The 16399-nt window shown below is 36.4% G+C and carries 18 protein-coding genes; 14 read left to right on the top strand and 4 right to left on the bottom strand.

All coding sequences use genetic code 11. From position 1 onward, the window contains the following. Positions 1-40 precede the first annotated feature (40 nt). Genes VCM44_RS12080 through VCM44_RS12095 form a run of 4 tightly spaced genes read left to right on the top strand, consistent with a single transcriptional unit; the run spans position 41 to position 2841 of the window. Positions 41-1480, top strand: coding sequence for a hypothetical protein (locus VCM44_RS12080; RefSeq protein ID WP_133296927.1), 1440 nt, complete (start codon positions 41-43; stop codon positions 1478-1480). Next, positions 1464-2018, top strand: coding sequence for a Maf family protein (locus tag VCM44_RS12085; RefSeq protein ID WP_240406488.1), 555 nt, complete (start codon positions 1464-1466; stop codon positions 2016-2018). The genes VCM44_RS12080 and VCM44_RS12085 overlap by 17 nt, the downstream gene beginning before the upstream one ends. Continuing rightward, on the top strand, positions 1997-2362 hold the full coding sequence (locus VCM44_RS12090) for a DUF167 domain-containing protein (protein ID WP_115361497.1): 366 nt from the start codon (positions 1997-1999) through the stop codon (positions 2360-2362). Before VCM44_RS12085 ends, VCM44_RS12090 begins: the two co-directional genes overlap by 22 nt. After that, positions 2359-2841 (top strand): hypothetical protein, encoded by a 483-nt coding sequence (locus VCM44_RS12095; protein WP_115361495.1) that lies wholly within the window; start codon positions 2359-2361, stop codon positions 2839-2841. The genes VCM44_RS12090 and VCM44_RS12095 overlap by 4 nt, the downstream gene beginning before the upstream one ends. A 5-nt stretch (positions 2842-2846) precedes the next feature. On the opposite strand, the gene VCM44_RS12100 is transcribed toward VCM44_RS12095, so the two are convergent. After that, positions 2847-3035 carry a hypothetical protein gene (locus VCM44_RS12100; protein ID WP_115361493.1) on the bottom strand — a complete coding sequence of 63 codons (189 nt, stop codon included), beginning with the start codon at positions 3033-3035 and terminating at the stop codon, positions 2847-2849. 363 nt (positions 3036-3398) lie between these two features. On the opposite strand from VCM44_RS12100, the gene VCM44_RS12105 reads away from it, so the two are divergent. Genes VCM44_RS12105 through VCM44_RS12125 form a run of 5 tightly spaced genes read left to right on the top strand, consistent with a single transcriptional unit; the run spans position 3399 to position 8601 of the window. Next, positions 3399-4364 (top strand): TRAP transporter TatT component family protein, encoded by a 966-nt coding sequence (locus VCM44_RS12105; RefSeq protein WP_115361491.1) that lies wholly within the window; start codon positions 3399-3401, stop codon positions 4362-4364. Between the two features lie 13 nt (positions 4365-4377). Then, a complete protein-coding gene (locus VCM44_RS12110; protein ID WP_115361489.1) occupies positions 4378-5367 on the top strand; it encodes a TRAP transporter substrate-binding protein in 990 nt (329 codons plus the stop codon). A 3-nt stretch (positions 5368-5370) separates the two neighbouring features. Next, on the top strand, positions 5371-5868 hold the full coding sequence (locus tag VCM44_RS12115) for a TRAP transporter small permease (RefSeq protein ID WP_115361487.1): 498 nt from the start codon (positions 5371-5373) through the stop codon (positions 5866-5868). Beyond that, entirely contained in the window at positions 5849-7111 is a 1263-nt protein-coding gene (locus tag VCM44_RS12120) for a TRAP transporter large permease (RefSeq protein ID WP_115361485.1), read from the top strand. The genes VCM44_RS12115 and VCM44_RS12120 overlap by 20 nt, the downstream gene beginning before the upstream one ends. A gap of 5 nt (positions 7112-7116) precedes the next feature. After that, positions 7117-8601: a hypothetical protein gene (locus tag VCM44_RS12125; RefSeq protein WP_115361483.1), complete on the top strand. Its 1485-nt coding sequence runs from the start codon at positions 7117-7119 to the stop codon at positions 8599-8601. A 620-nt stretch (positions 8602-9221) separates the two neighbouring features. On the opposite strand, the gene VCM44_RS12130 is transcribed toward VCM44_RS12125, so the two are convergent. Both VCM44_RS12130 and VCM44_RS12135 read right to left on the bottom strand, forming a co-directional pair. After that, on the bottom strand, positions 9222-9854 hold the full coding sequence (locus tag VCM44_RS12130) for a hypothetical protein (protein ID WP_115361481.1): 633 nt from the start codon (positions 9852-9854) through the stop codon (positions 9222-9224). Between the two features lie 142 nt (positions 9855-9996). Further along, complete coding sequence (locus VCM44_RS12135) at positions 9997-10650, bottom strand: hypothetical protein (RefSeq protein WP_115361478.1); 654 nt, start codon at positions 10648-10650, stop codon at positions 9997-9999. A gap of 440 nt (positions 10651-11090) precedes the next feature. On the opposite strand from VCM44_RS12135, the gene VCM44_RS12140 reads away from it, so the two are divergent. Further along, positions 11091-11534, top strand: a complete 444-nt coding sequence (locus VCM44_RS12140; protein WP_334678917.1) for a hypothetical protein — start codon at positions 11091-11093, stop codon at positions 11532-11534. Between the two features lie 11 nt (positions 11535-11545). On the opposite strand, the gene VCM44_RS12145 is transcribed toward VCM44_RS12140, so the two are convergent. Next, the gene (locus tag VCM44_RS12145; RefSeq protein ID WP_115361474.1) at positions 11546-12532 is read right to left on the bottom strand and encodes a DHH family phosphoesterase; all 987 of its coding nucleotides are present in this window, start codon (positions 12530-12532) and stop codon (positions 11546-11548) included. 138 nt (positions 12533-12670) lie between these two features. Here VCM44_RS12145 and VCM44_RS12150 point away from each other — a divergent pair, with 138 nt between their 5' ends. The 4 genes from VCM44_RS12150 to VCM44_RS12165 are packed head-to-tail and all read left to right on the top strand — an operon-like array spanning position 12671 to position 16390. Further along, positions 12671-13597 carry an ABC transporter ATP-binding protein gene (locus tag VCM44_RS12150; RefSeq protein WP_120404246.1) on the top strand — a complete coding sequence of 309 codons (927 nt, stop codon included), beginning with the start codon at positions 12671-12673 and terminating at the stop codon, positions 13595-13597. Then, positions 13594-14352 carry an ABC transporter permease gene (locus VCM44_RS12155; protein ID WP_115361470.1) on the top strand — a complete coding sequence of 253 codons (759 nt, stop codon included), beginning with the start codon at positions 13594-13596 and terminating at the stop codon, positions 14350-14352. Before VCM44_RS12150 ends, VCM44_RS12155 begins: the two co-directional genes overlap by 4 nt. Then, on the top strand, positions 14349-15842 hold the full coding sequence (locus tag VCM44_RS12160; protein ID WP_334678918.1) for a Gldg family protein: 1494 nt from the start codon (positions 14349-14351) through the stop codon (positions 15840-15842). Before VCM44_RS12155 ends, VCM44_RS12160 begins: the two co-directional genes overlap by 4 nt. After that, complete coding sequence (locus tag VCM44_RS12165; RefSeq protein WP_115361466.1) at positions 15842-16390, top strand: hypothetical protein; 549 nt, start codon at positions 15842-15844, stop codon at positions 16388-16390. Before VCM44_RS12160 ends, VCM44_RS12165 begins: the two co-directional genes overlap by 1 nt. Positions 16391-16399 lie beyond the last annotated feature (9 nt).

Here is a 16399-nt window from a genome sequence, read left to right on the forward strand (position 1 = left end):
AAGTCTCAATTTCTTCTTCATTTATGGCCAGGACCAGCTTTTGTCGATGAAGTTTATGATGCTACGTGTTTTATTACTACTCACAATTTACTTTGCGGCCTTCGCAAACCCTGAACTTAAGTTTAAGGATGATCGAAAATCTCTAATTAAATGGGATAAGTTAGAGGCCAAAGACTGGCTCAGTTATGAAAGCTGGAAGGAAGATTTACGCTTTAAAGAAAGCTATCCTCTTTGGCGTGATCTGGCCAAGATGTCTGGTCTAAGAGAAGAGATGGGAAGAGTTATTAAATGTGTAGGCCAATGTACATTATTTCGCGATCTCGGTGAGAATAAAGTTGGTTACCGCTCACTCATTAAAGAAAACGATGATATTGAAACTGGTGTGGATAGTTATCTTTGGTTAATGCTCTTTGATGGAACCCTGATTCGTATGGCGCCAGAGAGCTCGGTTTCTTTTAAAGAAATTAATGTCTTAGAAAAAGAGGTCTTCTTTTACCTAAGAGCAAATGTTGGAAATATGCTTCTAATCTCTCGCTCAGAAGAAGAATTGAAAATGAGTAAAAAGAGAGACACTGATGCTGTCTTTCATCCTCTTCCAATTAATCGAACAAATCCAATTGTTTTTGATAAGAATGTATCTCTAAATGAGTACCTATTTGAAGATGATATTCGTTATCGATCTCGTACAAAATTTATAAATGATTTAATTAAAAAAAATAATAAGAAGGTAATGAGAAAGAGTCGATTCTTTATTCAATCGCCTCTCTTTTCATTTGAAGCATATTCTCCTTCTTTTGAAACCTATGTCTCAATTGGTAATGATAGCTATCTTAAGTTTCGAGATGAAGAGCAATTAGGTTATTCTTATAAGAATGAGACAAATCCAAAAGTTAACTTAAGAGGATATGCAAACGAAGAATTTGAGCAATTAAGTAAAGGGACGTGGTATCGTTTTTCTTTTATAAATCGAAACTACTTTATTGTGGAACCAAATGATGTTCTCTTACAAAATGAATTAATGACGAAGAGAATTAATGGTATTTACTATACTCGAGAGATCTTCTTAGAGAGATACGGACAAGTTCTATTTGAGAAATTAGATGAAGTTGGTTATGCAAGGGCCTACGGCATGAGACTGTGGGAAGAGGGTGAACTTGATAATCGTATAAAGTTTCTCTGGAAACATTCAAGACAAATTGAAACCACAAACTTGGCCATTGCTGATCGCTATCGAAAGCAAGTTCTTGCACGAGTTGGCCGACGAGATAAAGATGTCCTTAGGAAAGACTTTTACACTAAGGCACAGGAAAGTTATTATAGAGCAGGGGCAATGGAGAACTCTCGAAGTTATTTTCCAGAGCTTAATTCTGAAAAACTTGATTTATGGAAAAAACTAAATGGCATCAACACTAAAATTTATCCTGGCATCAGGGAGTCCTCGCAGAAAGGAACTTCTATCTTGGATGAAAGTACCAATTGAAATAAAACCTTCTGACGTCGAAGAAATTACTACGAGACAACATCCTAGAGAAATCGTTGAAGAGCTGGCCGAGCTTAAAGGAAGAGATATCGTTTCTCTTACGAAAGACTCGACTCCAAACCACTTTATTGTGGCCTCTGATACTTTGGTTGCAATTGGGGATAAGGTCTTAGGAAAGCCAAAAGATAAGGCCGATGCAAGGGCCATGTTAAATGAGCTTTCCGGTAAAGAGCACGAAGTATACACGGCCGTTTATATGGCATGCGGTGGTAAAGAGAGAACTTTTTCAAAAGTATCTGAAGTTAAGTTCACAGATATTTCTCCTGAAATTTTAGACCTCTATCTGGAAGGTGAAGAGGCGATGGATAAGGCCGGTGCCTATGGAATTCAAGGCCAGGGTCTTTTATTTGTGGAAAACTTAAGTGGCTCATATTCTAACGTTGTGGGATTTCCACTTTCTGATTTTATTGATGAAATGAAGAGCTTTCTGTCTGATCTAGGCTACGACAGCTCTAAGTGGAGAGAAGTATTTCAATAAGTGACTATCTAACACAGTTAGGAATTCATCATCAGGTATTGCGCGATGCAGTTGATCTCATTATTGAGATTGATATTTGGGCCAAGCCTGGAGCAAAAGTAGAAAAGCTCGCTATTGCTGATACTGGACATCTCATCGTTAGCACTCAGTCGCCACCTGAAGATGGTAAGGCCAATGCAGGAATTATGAAATTAGTTGCTAAGAAATTTGGTGTCTCTAAAGGAAGCATAGAATTAACGAGTGGCCAACAATCTAAGTTTAAAAAAATGGCCATAACCTTTGTCTTTGCGCATAATAAAGATAGTAATTATTTTTTGGAAAAAATTAAAAAGGCATTAGCTTGAAGTATATAACTTACGCTTTAACATTTATTCTTATTTCAAAGATGGCCGTTGCTCAGCCTCAAGCAAAGACTGACAAAGAGGTTAGTAAAGAGATGTATGATAAGTTGGAAAAGGTTAAAAGTTTTCCACCAGATGACTACGTAACTAAGACGCAGGAATTGAGAAAAGAAATCGATCGCTACATTGAGCTTAAAAAAGGTGTTTGTACTGGGGATTTTTCAACGTTTGTTCTAACGCAAAAAGATCTTGAAGAAAGTCGTAGGAAGCTTACCAGAGTGGAAAAGGACTTGTGCTTCCGCGAGTTGAGAGCATTTCAGGTTACCTACTTAAACAACCTCTTTATTGCAAAGAAGAACTACCTCAACTTTCTTCACGACCAAAGACTTAAGAAACTGGATGAAATTCGCGACGAGTCTTTGCGTAGCTTGAAATCTACTTACGACAAGCAACTTATTTCACCTAAATCAAAGAAGAGATAGACTTTCTATCCTTCTGATTCTTCAGTTTTCTTGCTTCCACCTAAAACAGCACGTGTAGGTCTAAGACTCTTTACTCTTAAAAGAGACTTTCTAGGCTTTAGACTAGCAGACTTACGAATAGTTCTTAGTCTGTTTAGACCAGTTGGGTTTAGGTTTGGCGTCAATTTTTCGTTAGATGTTCCTTGTGATGACATCTCCATCTCCTTGTTAATAGTTACCGAAAAAGGTTTTCAAAATACTTACCTTAATCGATACCTAAGTGGAGAGAAAAAGCTCACTAACTCAGAATCGGATTAGGTAAGTAGTTCATCTACTCGTAGAAAAACTACTCTCAATGGTCACTCCGTGACAAAGTTTAAATCCTTAAATATATACTCGGAATAACTGCAAAAAACATTTAGTCCGAATGATATTTTCTAATCATATCATGGGCTTACAAATGGTGCAATACGGCCAGTAGTGGATGACTCGAGCGTCAAGAAAAAGGTAATAACTGCTTGTAATTACTAATTATATAAGGCAAATTACTACTATAGTTTTTATAAGGATGGCCAAAAATGTGCAAAGAAAAATTGGCATTGCTAATTCTACTTTTTACTGTAGTTTCTTGTTCAACTATTAAGAAGGCAGCGACTTCGCAAATGGGGGAGATGATTTTTGAATCTTCAGATGCTGTTTTAGTGGAAAATGACTGGAATTTGTTTGAAGAAACAATCAGTGGAAATATCAAAGTTCTAGAAACGCTCTATGCTACAGATCGCTCAAATGTCGACTTCATTGTTACTCTGATTAAAGGCTACACTGGCAAGGCCTTTGCTATTGATGAAACATACTATCTTAAAGATCAGCTACAAGAAAAGATGAATTCTGTTCATCGTTCTCGTGCGCTATCAAATTATACTCGTGCCCTTAGTTATTCAGCTCTATTTTTTAAAGAAAGAGATTTTGAAAACTTTGACTTCACAAAATATATCTCAAGCCCTGATGAATTTTATAAATTACTTGAAGATAAATTAAGTGATAGTGCTTCTGATGTTGAAGGTGTCTTCTACACAGCTCAGGCCTTGGCCTCAATTATTAATCTTCAAAGAGATAATATGAGAACTGTTGCTTATCTTCCACTGGCCAAGGTGATGTATGACTGGTCTTGTGAGAAGAATCCAAAACTTGGTTACGGTGCTTGTGATATCTTTTCAGCTTCTTATGTTGCATCTAGGCCACGTGGACTTGGTGGTAATCCAATGGAAGGGAAGGCCTTATTTGAGAAAGCAATTGCAAAGTGGCCAGATAATATGATGGTACGTTTAGCATTTATTCAATTCTATGCAGTTCCTATGTATGAGAAGAATGTTTATCTCAATCAGAAATTAGAAATAGAAAAATATACACGTGAAAATTTAGAATCAAAGTATTGGAGCGGTGGAAAACTAGAAGCTCCTGAAATTAATTATAATAATCTATTTAATCTCATCGCTAATAAAAGACTTGAGATTATTGAAAGTTTAGAAAAAGAAATTTTTTAATAGGTAAGATCATATGAAAAATATTTTAAAAATTGCACTTACACTACTTGTTACATTTAACCTTTATGCACTAACTCTAAAAGTTGGTGTCTTAACACCTGAGGGAACTAATTGGGCCAAGAATCTAAAAAAGATGGCCAAGGCTATTAAGAAAGAAACTGGTGGAAAGGTAAAAGTTAAATTCTACTTTGGTGGTTCTCAAGGTGATGAGCCAGATGTTTTAAGAAAGATTCGCGTTGGACAATTACATGGTGGAGTTTTTACTGCAAAGACTCTAGGGGATATTAACGGTGATATCCGTGTCTTAGAATTACCATTTACTTTCTATCACGATAGAGACCGCGTATTAAAAGCAATTGATGACTTAACTCCATATCTAAATAAAAGCGTTGAAGCTAAGAACTTTGTTAACTTAGGCTTTTTCGATATCGGTATGGTGTACTTTGTTTCTAAAAATAAAATTGCTTCTCTTGATAATCTTCAAGGAGTAAAGATTTGGTCTTGGGAAGGAGATCCTCTTGTTGAAACGATCTTAGAAGAAATGAAATTAGTTTCAGTACCACTTCCTCTTCCTGATGTATTATCTTCACTTTCAACTGGAATCATTGAAGCGGCTTATGCTCCACCTCTAGCGATTCTTTCGATGCAGTGGAATACAAAGGTTCAGTATTTAATTGATTTTCCTCTTTCAACTTCTGTGGGGGCTTTTTTAATTAGTAACAAAGCATTTAAAAGAATTTCTCCTGAGAATCAAAAGATTGTGAAGGAAGTTTCAAAGAGATATATCGATCAAGTTAAAGCAACAAATGAAAAAGATAATCAGGACTCACTTGATCTTATGAAGCAGTCTGGTGTTGAATTTGTTAAGCTAAGTGATAAGGATATTGATCTCGCTGTAAAGGTTAGAGAAGCTACAATTAAAAAATTAAAAGGAAAGCTGTTTTCTGCAAAGGCCTATGAGCTGCTAGAAAAGAGTTTAGAAAAGAGTAAAAAGAAGAATTAAGTTGTGATTAGAAAAGTCGAAAAACTCACCGATGATTTTATCAGTACTGGCCTTGTTATTGTCGTCGTAACAATCTTAGGCTTTAGTGTCGCCTCAATTATTTTGAGATGGTTCAATCTTTCTTTTTCTTGGATTGATCCATTAGTTCGACACCTCGTTTTTGTCTTGGCATTCTTTGGTGCTGCTATGGCAAGTGGAAAGTCTCGCCATATCGCTATTGAGATTCTTCCTAAGTTCTTAGAAAACTCAGGATATAAAAAATCACTCTTTGTTTTAAATAAATTTATCAGTCTCTGTACAATTGTTGGGGCCACTTGGCTTTTTGCTTCAGGTGTACAATTTTATAATGTTGAAAAAGAATATGGACGCCTTTCATCACTGGGAGTTCATACATCTGTTTTAGTCGGTATTATTCCAGCAGGGTTTGCGCTAATCTTTTGGCGCTCACTTCTAGCATTCTTAGACTTTAGGGAAGAAGAGCATGAGCTTAATAACAATTAGTATAGCCGCATTAATTTTGGCGCTAATTGGTGTGCCTCTTTTTATCGTCTTAGGATGTGTCGCCTTAGCGGCCTTCTTTCATAATGGGATTGATCCATCGGCAGTTTCTGTTGAGATCTATCGACTTGCTTCTGCTCCAACTATTTTAACAATTCCATTATTTACATTTGCAGGATACTTACTTGCAGAATCAAATGCACCAAAGAGATTATTTCGCTTTACCAATGCCATGCTTTCTTGGATGCCTGGTGGAGTTGCCATTGTTGGCCTTTGTCTTTGTGCCTTCTTTACTGCATTTACAGGAGCTAGTGGTGTAACGATCGTTGCTCTTGGTGGCCTAATCTATCCAATTCTTATGGGCCGTGGACATAGTGACAAGTTCACAATGGGCTTTATTACGACCTCAGGCTCTCTTGGTTTACTCTTTCCTCCTTCACTGCCAATTATTCTCTACGGAATTGTTGCTGGTGTTGATATTGATCAACTCTTTAAAGCGGGAATTGTTCCTGGTGTCCTATTGATTGTGGGCCTTGCCATTTATTCAATTCTTAAGTCTGGGAAAAATAATGAAAGAGGTAAGTTTGAGTTAAGTGAGGCCATTGCAAGTTTTAAAGGGGCCTTCTTTGAGTTGTTACTACCTATTGCAGTTCTTGTGGGAATTTATGGTGGCTTTGTTACTGTAACAGAAGCTGCTGCATTTACGGCCTTCTATATTCTAATCATTGAATGCTTTGTTTATAAGGATTTAAGTCTTACTAAGGATGTTCCTGGTATTATCAAAGACTCCATGACTATGGTTGGGGCCATTCTTATTATTCTTTGTTGCGCTCTTGGACTAACAAACTTTCTCGTTGATGAAGAAGTTCCAAATCAATTATTTACGGCCTTTAGTGGAGTTCTAACTAATAAATACGCCTTTCTTTTATTCTTGAACGTTTTCTTACTTATTGTAGGAAGTTTAATGGATATTTTTAGTGCGATAATTGTGGTTGTTCCACTAATTCTTCCATTGGCCCAGCAATTTGATATACATCCAATTCATTTGGCCATTGTCTTTCTCACTAATTTAGAAATCGGTTATATAACGCCTCCAGTGGGAATTAATCTCTTTATTAGCTCCATTCGCTTTAAGAGACCAATTACTGAACTATATCGCTCGGCCTTGCCGTTTCTCTTTATTCTACTAATTTGTTTGGCCATTATTACCTATGTGCCGGCCATCAGTCTTCTTTGGGTACAATAAAGAGGATGTTTATTTTTAAATACTTACAACTATTTTTACTCATCCTTATTCTTCATCCCACAAGTGCGCTTTCACTTGTACAGGAAGATGGAGTTAAAGGTGAGTGGGACTTTGAGCATTATGATGGGCCACTTGATCCAAGATTGATTATCGATCATCAAAATGAAAAACAAGAGTTCTATGATGAATACACTGGACGTAATTACTTTGATGTACTTCTCGTTCCAGAATTAACGGATCTCTCACAAGACTTTAATCGCTATATCTATCCAAACTTCTCTTGCTCTAAGTATGAACTTAAAGAGAATTTGGCCTATATGCGCTACTTAATTCGCTTAACTTCAATTGCTAGTCTTTACGAGTTTTATCGACAAACAAGTATCGCCCTATATCAATATGGTGATGAGAAGAGCTGCCAGATTGATTACGAAACAATTTTTAAGCAGTGTAAGCCTAAGTCAAAAGATATGAAGCTCTTTATTGGGCGTGTTTCAGACTTCTTTCCAGATATCGTAGACTGGGGGAAATATCCAATCAAGCTTAAGACTGATCGAAGATTTAGTCTTGAAACTTACCATCCTGATCTTGTAAAGATTCTTAGATTAGATTTCGGTGGAGATGAGAAGAGTCATCTTATAAAAGCATGTCAATTTGCCAAAAATGAAATTCAAAGTCTTTGTAGTGAAAATGATGAATACATGGCAGCTGCACAGATTAAAGAGATTCGAAATGAGATTCTTAAGTCATCAGCCTTTAAAATTCTTAATCGCAGTGGGAAGGGGCAAGCCTGTTTCACTCGCTATGAAGAAATGGCCAAAGACATGGAAGAGATTGATGATAAGAGTAAGAGGATTATTAAGACGGCCCTTACTTCAAAGGGTGAGCTTAAGGTCTTTTGGTTTGGTGCTTTAAAAGAATTTGATGATCAGGGAATAACTCTTGTTGAACAAAAGAAGCCTGAGCCAGTTAAGAAGGTAAAAAAGGTCGAAGAGAAAAAGCCTGAGCCGGTTAAAACAGTTGATATTAAAAGCATTAAAATTATCAGAAAGCCAAAGCCTCAACCAAAGAAGCCAGAGCCTAAGCCAGTGGAGAAGGTCTCTGCTTTTGAAAAGGCCCTTAGAAACTTTGAGAAATCAAAAGAAAAAACAGTTGTTGATATGACGAGCTTTAAAACTGATTATAAGTTCTCAAAGAAGACGCTTGAAAAGTTCAATGGGTCTTTAAGAAGCTTTCAAACTCGCAAGCAGCTATCAAAGATGAAAAGGGTTGATAACCTTGGTTCAGTAGCGGCGCCAATGAGTTTAACTTTTATTAAGTATCTTATTGATTATAATCTTCATCAGGGTCTATACAATATGACGGGAATTCTTAGTAATGACTTCTATGTTATTAATGATCTAGAGAATAAGAGTCGTCCAGTGAAGATTAAATTAGATAATAATAAGGATACTGGGTTTAAGTGGAAGATCTGGGTTACTGATTTAGAGTAGTCGCTTAATTTTACTTCGTAAAATTGTCGCTTAGGCTTTCCCTGTGCTCCTGAGTCGAACCGTCGTGCATAAATGCACTCCTCTCGAAAAATTTTCTAGCTAAAGTGTAGGGGAGCTAACACCGCTTCATATCTTAGCTTCGCTAAGATGCCGCGGATGTTTGGAAGATCTGGGTTACTGATTCAGAATAAGGTACGTCGTTACTTTTGGCATTTTCAATAGTTTACACATCAAAATATCCCCAATAATAGATTTATGATCACCTAAGATACTGCATATTTAGTTCATCCTAATAAGGTCGTTTATTATCAATTAGCAGATGCTAATATAGTTTGTTTAAATCAATGTTTTGAAGAGAGTAATGGAACCTAACTTATTGGAAGTGCCAAAAGTAACGACGTACCTTAATTGCTTAATTTTACTTCGTAAAATTGTCGCTTGGGCTTTCCCATTGGCCTTGAGACAACAGTCCACTCTCGGCTCCTGCCTTCGTGGACATACCGTTCATCCTGAACATAAAAGCCGGGCTTGAACCCGGCTTGTTGAAATAATTTTTTAGCTAAAGTCTAGTGGCCTAGCACCGCGTCCCATAGATTGCCTTTGGGCAATCAATGCCGCGGCTAGTGCTTTCTAGAAAGTCTTTTTAGTCTCTTCTCGTATGCAGACTTAACTGATAGAGCTAGGAAGAAACCAGCATTTTCACCGTTTTCATCTTGTCCAAATAGAGAGATATTTCCAACTCTTTTGTCACCAGCTTTAAAAGACTTAGTCCAAGCAAATCCGTATAGGTTGAAGTTATGTAGTGGTACCCAAATACCAAAAACTTTTGGCCCAACGTAGAATGCCATATTCTTAATTTTTTCTACAGTGAATGCTACTGCTGGAAGAGCACCAGCTGCTACACCAGGAATCATACGTCCACCAGGAAGAGTCTTTGGATCAAGACGCTTTACATCTGATGAGAAAATATCATCTAGTGATACTGTAAAAGTTAGAACTGAACCTGGACCTTCTAGGTTAGGGTTAAGTCCGATAAATGATTTCTTGTATTTTGGAACTTTGTAAGTTGCTCCAGCAACAATAGATACATCTTCTAAAACCATTGAAACAATAACATTGTCTTCTAGTAGGTTAACGTTTGGCCCATCAACTCCTGGGATTTCAACGTTTCCTTCTCCACATGAAACAGAGAAGAAAGAGAAGCTTAGTAGTGCTAAGACTGTCAGTAGTCTTTTTCTTAATGTGATTTCCATATCGATACCTCACTTTTGGAAAATTTCTCTCATATGCCTTTCTATCGACAAAAGTGAAGTAGTTCTTAATTTTTTTTGGGAAAAAAATAACCCCCAGTTACCTGGGGGCATTTTTTACTATGTGAATCGTTTTGGTCGACTATTAGTAACGATCGGCCATTCTTTCTAGGTATCTTTCCTCTGAACGAGAAACTGTTAGTGCTAGGAAGAAACCACCGTTTTCTCCGTTTGCATCTTCACCAACAAGTGAAAGGTTACCAACTCTCTTACTATCCGTGTAGAAACGAGTTGTAAGCATTGCACCTGACATATTAAGACCATTTACTGGAACCCAAACACCAAAGATTTGTGGCCCAATGTAGAAAGCGATGTTCTTAATACTTGGTACTGAGAAAGCTACTGCTGGAAGAGCACCACCAGAAACACCTGGGATAGCACGTCCACCTGGTAGAGTAAGTGGATCTAGACGATCAGCTTTTCCACCAAAAATATCATCAAGTGAAACAGAGAATGCTAGAAGCGTTCCGTTTGACTGAAGATCTGGAGCGATCTCAACGTAAGAGTTTGTGTAGTTAGGGATGTTGAATCTTGCACCACCCTCAACTTGCACATTTTCTAAAACGATATCAATTAGGATATCATCCTGAAGTAAAACTACTGTCGGTCCATCAACACCTGGAATGTCCAAGTTCTTTGAACTGTCCCCTGAACCACATGACGTCGTTAGTAGCGACAGGGTAACAAGTGCAGAAGTGATTAAAAGTTTTGACTGCTTAAATACTAGTGAATTTTTCATAATTACCTCAAATGACTTTCTATTAGATTTTGATTTCCCTTTTTTAATAGAAGTCTCTTTGAAGGCTTGTGCTCTTTTACAACTTATTGAACTCAACTGACGTACGACAAAGACCACAAATCGTTCTCTCTTCGATTTATTTCGATAAAAGCCATTATGAAGAATTCAAGAATTTAAACAACATGATGTGTACCTCGATTAACGAAATTCAAAAAAAATGTAAATTTTTTGAAAAATGTTTCAGTAATTTCAGTTACTTAGTGAGGACTCGTTGAATTTTTTTTGGCCTTATTCACTATGGAGCTTGTTGAGGTGGAGCAAGGCGAATTTTGCCGACAAATTTAGGCACCGGCATTATAAGTTACTGAAAGTACATCTAAAAACAGAGTCGTGCTTTTTTCCACCTAAAAAAGAGTTAAGGACTTCTGTACAATGAAATTGTGAGATTATTAGCAGATCGACCACATTTACCAGCTAACCAAGCTAAGAAAGCAAGAAGAGACTATGCAACAGATAGTTCGACTTCTTCATTTTCACCGATGCCTAATTCTAATGGGGCAAAGATTGTTAGAAGACCTAAGCCAAATGATCTTAGTCGTAGTCAGATACACGCAAAAATTAAGAATCATAAATTAGAAAAAGAGCAGGCCTTCCAAACTAAGCTTGATGCAGCTTCAGCAAAGAAGAAAGCGGAAGCTTTAAAAGAGGCGACAACTGCAAAAGTTGAAGTTACTCCTGAAGGGGAGCCTTTTGGTGATGTAAAAAAGAATGATCCAAAAGATCCTGGTACTAAGGAAAAATTAAAAGATGCTTTAACTGCCGGTGCATTTAACTTTTCTGCAAAAGAAAGAGAAGTTCTGGGAAAAATCCTTAAAGATCAATAAGCACTAAACACTTAGTCTTCTGATTCAATCATTAAATCAATTTTTTGAATTACTTCTGGAATCGTCTTCTCTAGTGTTCCATCAATAATCGTTGCTGCTGAGTGATTGTGACCGCCGCCACCAAGTGCTTGAGCAATGATTCCAACATCAACAGTTTGATTTACACTTCGAAATGAGATTTTAACTTTGTCGTCAATTTCACGAAACATACAGGCCACTTCAATCCCTTCAAGAATTAGAAGGTGATTAATGAAACCATGTGTATCTTCTGCTTCACAATTATGATTTTCAATATCATTTTCAGTCATAGAAATCCATGCAACAAGTCCGCTCTTACTTAGTTGGCAAGAAGAGAGTACTTGGCCTAAAAGCTTAATATACTCAACTTGTTTAATCCCGTTGATTTGATTAAAAGCTTGTGGAGGAGAAATACCTGTATCTAATAATTTTGAAGCAATCTTGTGTGTATTGGCCGTTACTGTTGGGTAACGAAATGAGCTGGTATCGATAATAATTGAAGTATAAAGGGCCAAGGCCATCTTCTCATCAAATTTAACACCAAGGGCCTCAATTAATTCACCTACTAATTCACCTGTTGCTGCTTTGGTTGAGTCCACACAGTGAATTGCTGCAAGCTCTTTTGGGCAAGGGTGGTGATCAATAAAGAGTAGCTCACTTGATTTTAAAACTAGCTCTTGAACATTCTTACCAATACGAGGAAGTGCATTGGTATCAGTTACAATGAATAAATCTATTTTTTTAAAATGATCTTTTGAATCTTCGTAATTTGAAATAACCCCATCTGGATCAAGGTAGCGATAGCGATCAAATAACTTTTCCTCGTTAATACATATGGCATTCTTCCCGAGTTTTCTAAGGGCCATACATAAGGCAATCTCACTTCCAATACCATCGGCATCTGGAAAGATGTGAGTTGTGATAACAATATTATTTGCTTTTTCAACTAAGTTTTTGAAACGCTCTACATTCTTGGTCATATATTTCCTAATCGGAAGATTCGCAAACCTTCTCAAAGGTTTGATGATTAAATTTTAAGACTTTTCTTATTGTTTCATTTTTTGTTAGGATTTTAAAGAAGCTTTTAAAAAATGAAGGTTTAAAGAAGGATTTTTACTGTGGATCAAGGAATGGATAATAGCCTGGTGAAATTGTCGGCCATTAGAAAGACATTTCCTGGCAAGGAAGTCCTTAAAGGCGTGGACCTAACTATCGGTCGCCAAGGGGTTTTAGGCTTTTTAGGACCAAATGGTGCAGGAAAGTCGACCCTGATGAAGATAATCTTAGAAGAGCAAGAATATACAGCAGGTGAGTTAATAAAAAGTGAAGACCTAACAATTGGTTATTTACCTGAGGAACCATCGCTGTATCGTCACATGACAGTTGCTCCGTTTTTAAAGTTTGTTCAAGAGATTTACGCAACATCTCAGAATGCTTATTCAATTCAAGAGATTATCGAAAAATGTGGACTCTCTGATGTTTCTCACCAGCGTATTGAAAATCTATCAAAGGGATATAAACAAAAAGTAGGGATTGCAGCAGCAATCTGTCATAACCCAAAACTTCTTGTTTTAGATGAGCCATTAGTTGGCCTTGATCCAAATGCGATTATTCAAATTAAAGAAGTGATTAAAGATCTCTCAAAAGATCACACAATATTTATTTCTTCTCACCAATTAAGTGATCTGGCTTCAATTTGTGATGATATCGCCATCTTAAATGAGGGACATATTATTGCTCATGGACCAATTGATGAAATTGAAAAAACTCTTGAGATTAAACAAGAGGTAGAAGTTGAATTTGAAAATATTGATACAAGTAAGCTTAATGGGCTAAAAGAGCTTGGTGTTAATTTCACAATATCTGGTGATATTTATACTTTTTCTAAAGAGAGTTCTAAAGAAAAGTCAGATGGGGACTTACGAGTCATTCTTTCGAAATACTTTGCACAAAATGATCTATCTATTCTTTCACAGCAGAATAAGAAAGTTGGCCTTGAGGATATCTTTAAGAAGCTAACGGCAAAGCCAGGAGGGAAGGCATGAGTTTGAAAAAAACAATACCGCTCCTAAGAGGAATTTCAATTGTCTATAAGAAAGAAGTTGTGGAGAGTTTTTCATCTCCAATTATTTATATCTTTGCGGCCATCTCAAACTTTATAATGTCTGCAATTTTCTATAATAATTTACAAATGGCACCACAGTTAACAAATAAGACTGTCGTGGACTTTGTTATTGCACCAACATTTTCGGCGCTAAATTTTATTCTACTTTTCTTTGCTCCTATGATTACAATGGGTGCCTTTGTTAAAGAAAAGAGAGAGAATACTTTCTCTCTTTTAAAGCTTTCAAACTTAAGTGATGAGTCGATCTTTTTTGCAAAGTACTTAAGTGCCCTTACTAAGCTTGTTTTCATTACTTTGCCAATCTTCATAATCCCGCTATTTTTAGCACCAAAGGGGTTTGATGACTTTGCAATATTATTTACAAATATGATTGGAATCTATGGGCTGGGGATGTGCTACTTGGCCATCGGTCTTAATGCTTCATTATTAAGTCGCTCATATATTGCTTCAATTGTTCTATCTTTTGGGGCGCTATTTTCATTTCTTATTGTCTATGCCAGCTCAAATGTTATTCAAAATGAGATGGTTCAGGCCATTATGAGATACTTCAGTTTTAGTTCTCATATTTTCTATTTCTCACGTGGGGCAATAACAAGCTTTGATCTACTTTACTTAGCTTCATTTATTGGCTTCTTTAGTTTTGTGGGCATTCGCAATATGGGGGTTAGAAAATGAAAAAAATTACTCTTAGCCTTTGCGCCGTTTTCTATTTAATTGCATGCTTTCTCTTCTTAGTTATTCCTGAGCATGCTTTCTTAGTGGGAGCTACTTTTATCATTGCTCTTGCAATGACGATTCTAACTTTTTACTTTTATTTAACTGAGATAAGAAATTTTGTTAAGAGTACTTTTGGAAGAAATTTACTTTCTAACTTTACCGCCTTTTTCTTACTCTTTTGCACCCTTGCTGTTTTAAATTTTATCGTTTTTAAAAAAGGTGGAATTTGGGACTTAAGTCAAAGAAAGCTTAATACGTTATCAGACTTAACGGTCAAAACAGTTGATAAATTTGATGAAAAAGTTGAGATGGTTGTTTTCTCAAATAAAGAATCAAAGAACGCTATTCTTTCACTCTTAGAATTATATAAGAATGAAAATACTTCACTTGTTACAAGCTATTATGATCCTGAGTTAAGGCCAGATATGATTGCTCAATACGGGGTGACGGTTTCGCCTTCTATTGTTCTTGTAAAAGGGGAGAAGAAGGTTATTGTAACTCGTATTCTTGAGCTTGGAATTACTAATGGGTTAATTCGTCTGCAACGAGAAGAAGATCCGACAATTTGTTTTAATTATCATCCTAAGTTTCAAGATAGTACTGATAATGGCTTTACAGGACTTATTCATGTTCTTAAGCAATCAGCTTATAAATTAAATGTAATTGACCTTTTACAGGCCAAGGCCATACCTGAAACTTGTAATGTCTTTTCTATTCTTGAGCCAACTAATGATTTCTCAAAAGAGCAAGTTGAAAAGCTTAGTTCATATTATGAAAATGGTGGACGCATCTTTGGTGCCTTTATGCCAAACTTTCGCGGAGAAAAACTTACAAATCTTAAAAAGTTTTTTGAGGATAATGGCCTAATTATTCATAACGATGTGGTTATTGATCCGGCCAATTCTCTTGAATCCTCAAAGGGGACAGCACCCATTATTACAAGCTTTGATAAATTACATATAAATCAAGATTTTAGAGAGCGCGTCTTTCTTCCTCTTGCTAGCTCTGTTAGTGCTGCAAAAGACTTTGTTAAAAACTTTCACTCTCTTGCAAGTTCTTCTCCTAAGAGTTGGGCCGAACAAAAGTTAATCTCAGTTATTGCAGGTGATGTTAAAAAAGATAGTGCCGATATTGCAGGCCCAATTGATATGGCCGCAGCTATTACACGTGAAGATGCGCCAGCTCTAATGGCCATTGGAAATACATCTTTTATTTCAAATAAGTTCTTTAGTTATCAATCAAATTTTAAATTTATATCAAATCTCTATCATTGGATGACGGGACAAGGACAACTTGCTTCCATGAATTCAGTGGTCTTTAAAGAGAAGCCACTTCTAGTATCAGTCATAGAGAAGCAAATGATTTTTTATTTTTCAATTGTGATCCTTCCACTGATCTTTTTGATTGTGGCCCTCGTTCTTTATCAACGTAGGAAGTTTGCTGCATAATGAAAAATGTCTATCTACTAATCATTTTGATTCTTACAATAACGGCCGCTTATTTTACGGTTGAAAGAGATGAGCAGGATCAGGCACAAGAGATTAAGCAAAAACGAGAGATACTTGCCTTATCAAGTTACGGGCAAGTGACAGGAATTAAAATTTCTGGTGCAAGTATTGATCTTAAGAAAACGAAAGATGAGAATCTAAAATTATTCTATGAGGAATTGCAAAAGCTTAAGGTTGATCGAATCTTAAATAATGAAGAAGTAAAAGAGGAACTTCTTTCTTTGGAGAATCCTCCAAAATTAAAATTTATTTTTGAAAATGGTAAAGAGGTCTCATTTATCCTTGGGCAAAAGATAGCCATTAGTCAGCAATTTTATATGTTAGTTGAATCAGATAAGAAGAAGCATTGGCTTATTGCTCGCTTTGAGACTGCCTTTCCAGCTGATATGAAGGATAAGGATCGACTTCGCTCAAGCATTCCGTATCAAAAATTTCGTGAAGTTCTCCAAACGCCAGAATCATTCTTTTATAGTGAACTAAAAGAGTAGGTCATTGTT

The sequence above is a fragment of the Halobacteriovorax sp. DPLXC-1 genome (assembly GCF_036903125.1).
Taxonomy (GTDB): Bacteria; Bdellovibrionota; Bacteriovoracia; order Bacteriovoracales; family Bacteriovoracaceae; genus Halobacteriovorax_A; species Halobacteriovorax_A vibrionivorans.

What these genes read in the sequence shown, in the direction of transcription:
- VCM44_RS12135 (WP_115361478.1), bottom strand. Translation starts at nt 10,650, where the DNA reads ATGAAAAATTCACTAGTATTTAAGCAGTCAAAACTTTTAATCACTTCT.
- VCM44_RS12105 (WP_115361491.1), top strand. Translation starts at nt 3,399, where the DNA reads ATGTGCAAAGAAAAATTGGCATTGCTAATTCTACTTTTTACTGTAGTT.
- VCM44_RS12160 (WP_334678918.1), top strand. Translation starts at nt 14,349, where the DNA reads ATGAAAAAAATTACTCTTAGCCTTTGCGCCGTTTTCTATTTAATTGCA.
- VCM44_RS12145 (WP_115361474.1), bottom strand. Translation starts at nt 12,532, where the DNA reads ATGACCAAGAATGTAGAGCGTTTCAAAAACTTAGTTGAAAAAGCAAAT.
- VCM44_RS12165 (WP_115361466.1), top strand. Translation starts at nt 15,842, where the DNA reads ATGAAAAATGTCTATCTACTAATCATTTTGATTCTTACAATAACGGCC.
- VCM44_RS12130 (WP_115361481.1), bottom strand. Translation starts at nt 9,854, where the DNA reads ATGGAAATCACATTAAGAAAAAGACTACTGACAGTCTTAGCACTACTA.
- VCM44_RS12155 (WP_115361470.1), top strand. Translation starts at nt 13,594, where the DNA reads ATGAGTTTGAAAAAAACAATACCGCTCCTAAGAGGAATTTCAATTGTC.
- VCM44_RS12120 (WP_115361485.1), top strand. Translation starts at nt 5,849, where the DNA reads ATGAGCTTAATAACAATTAGTATAGCCGCATTAATTTTGGCGCTAATT.
- VCM44_RS12100 (WP_115361493.1), bottom strand. Translation starts at nt 3,035, where the DNA reads ATGTCATCACAAGGAACATCTAACGAAAAATTGACGCCAAACCTAAAC.
- VCM44_RS12125 (WP_115361483.1), top strand. Translation starts at nt 7,117, where the DNA reads ATGTTTATTTTTAAATACTTACAACTATTTTTACTCATCCTTATTCTT.
- VCM44_RS12085 (WP_240406488.1), top strand. Translation starts at nt 1,464, where the DNA reads ATGAAAGTACCAATTGAAATAAAACCTTCTGACGTCGAAGAAATTACT.
- VCM44_RS12110 (WP_115361489.1), top strand. Translation starts at nt 4,378, where the DNA reads ATGAAAAATATTTTAAAAATTGCACTTACACTACTTGTTACATTTAAC.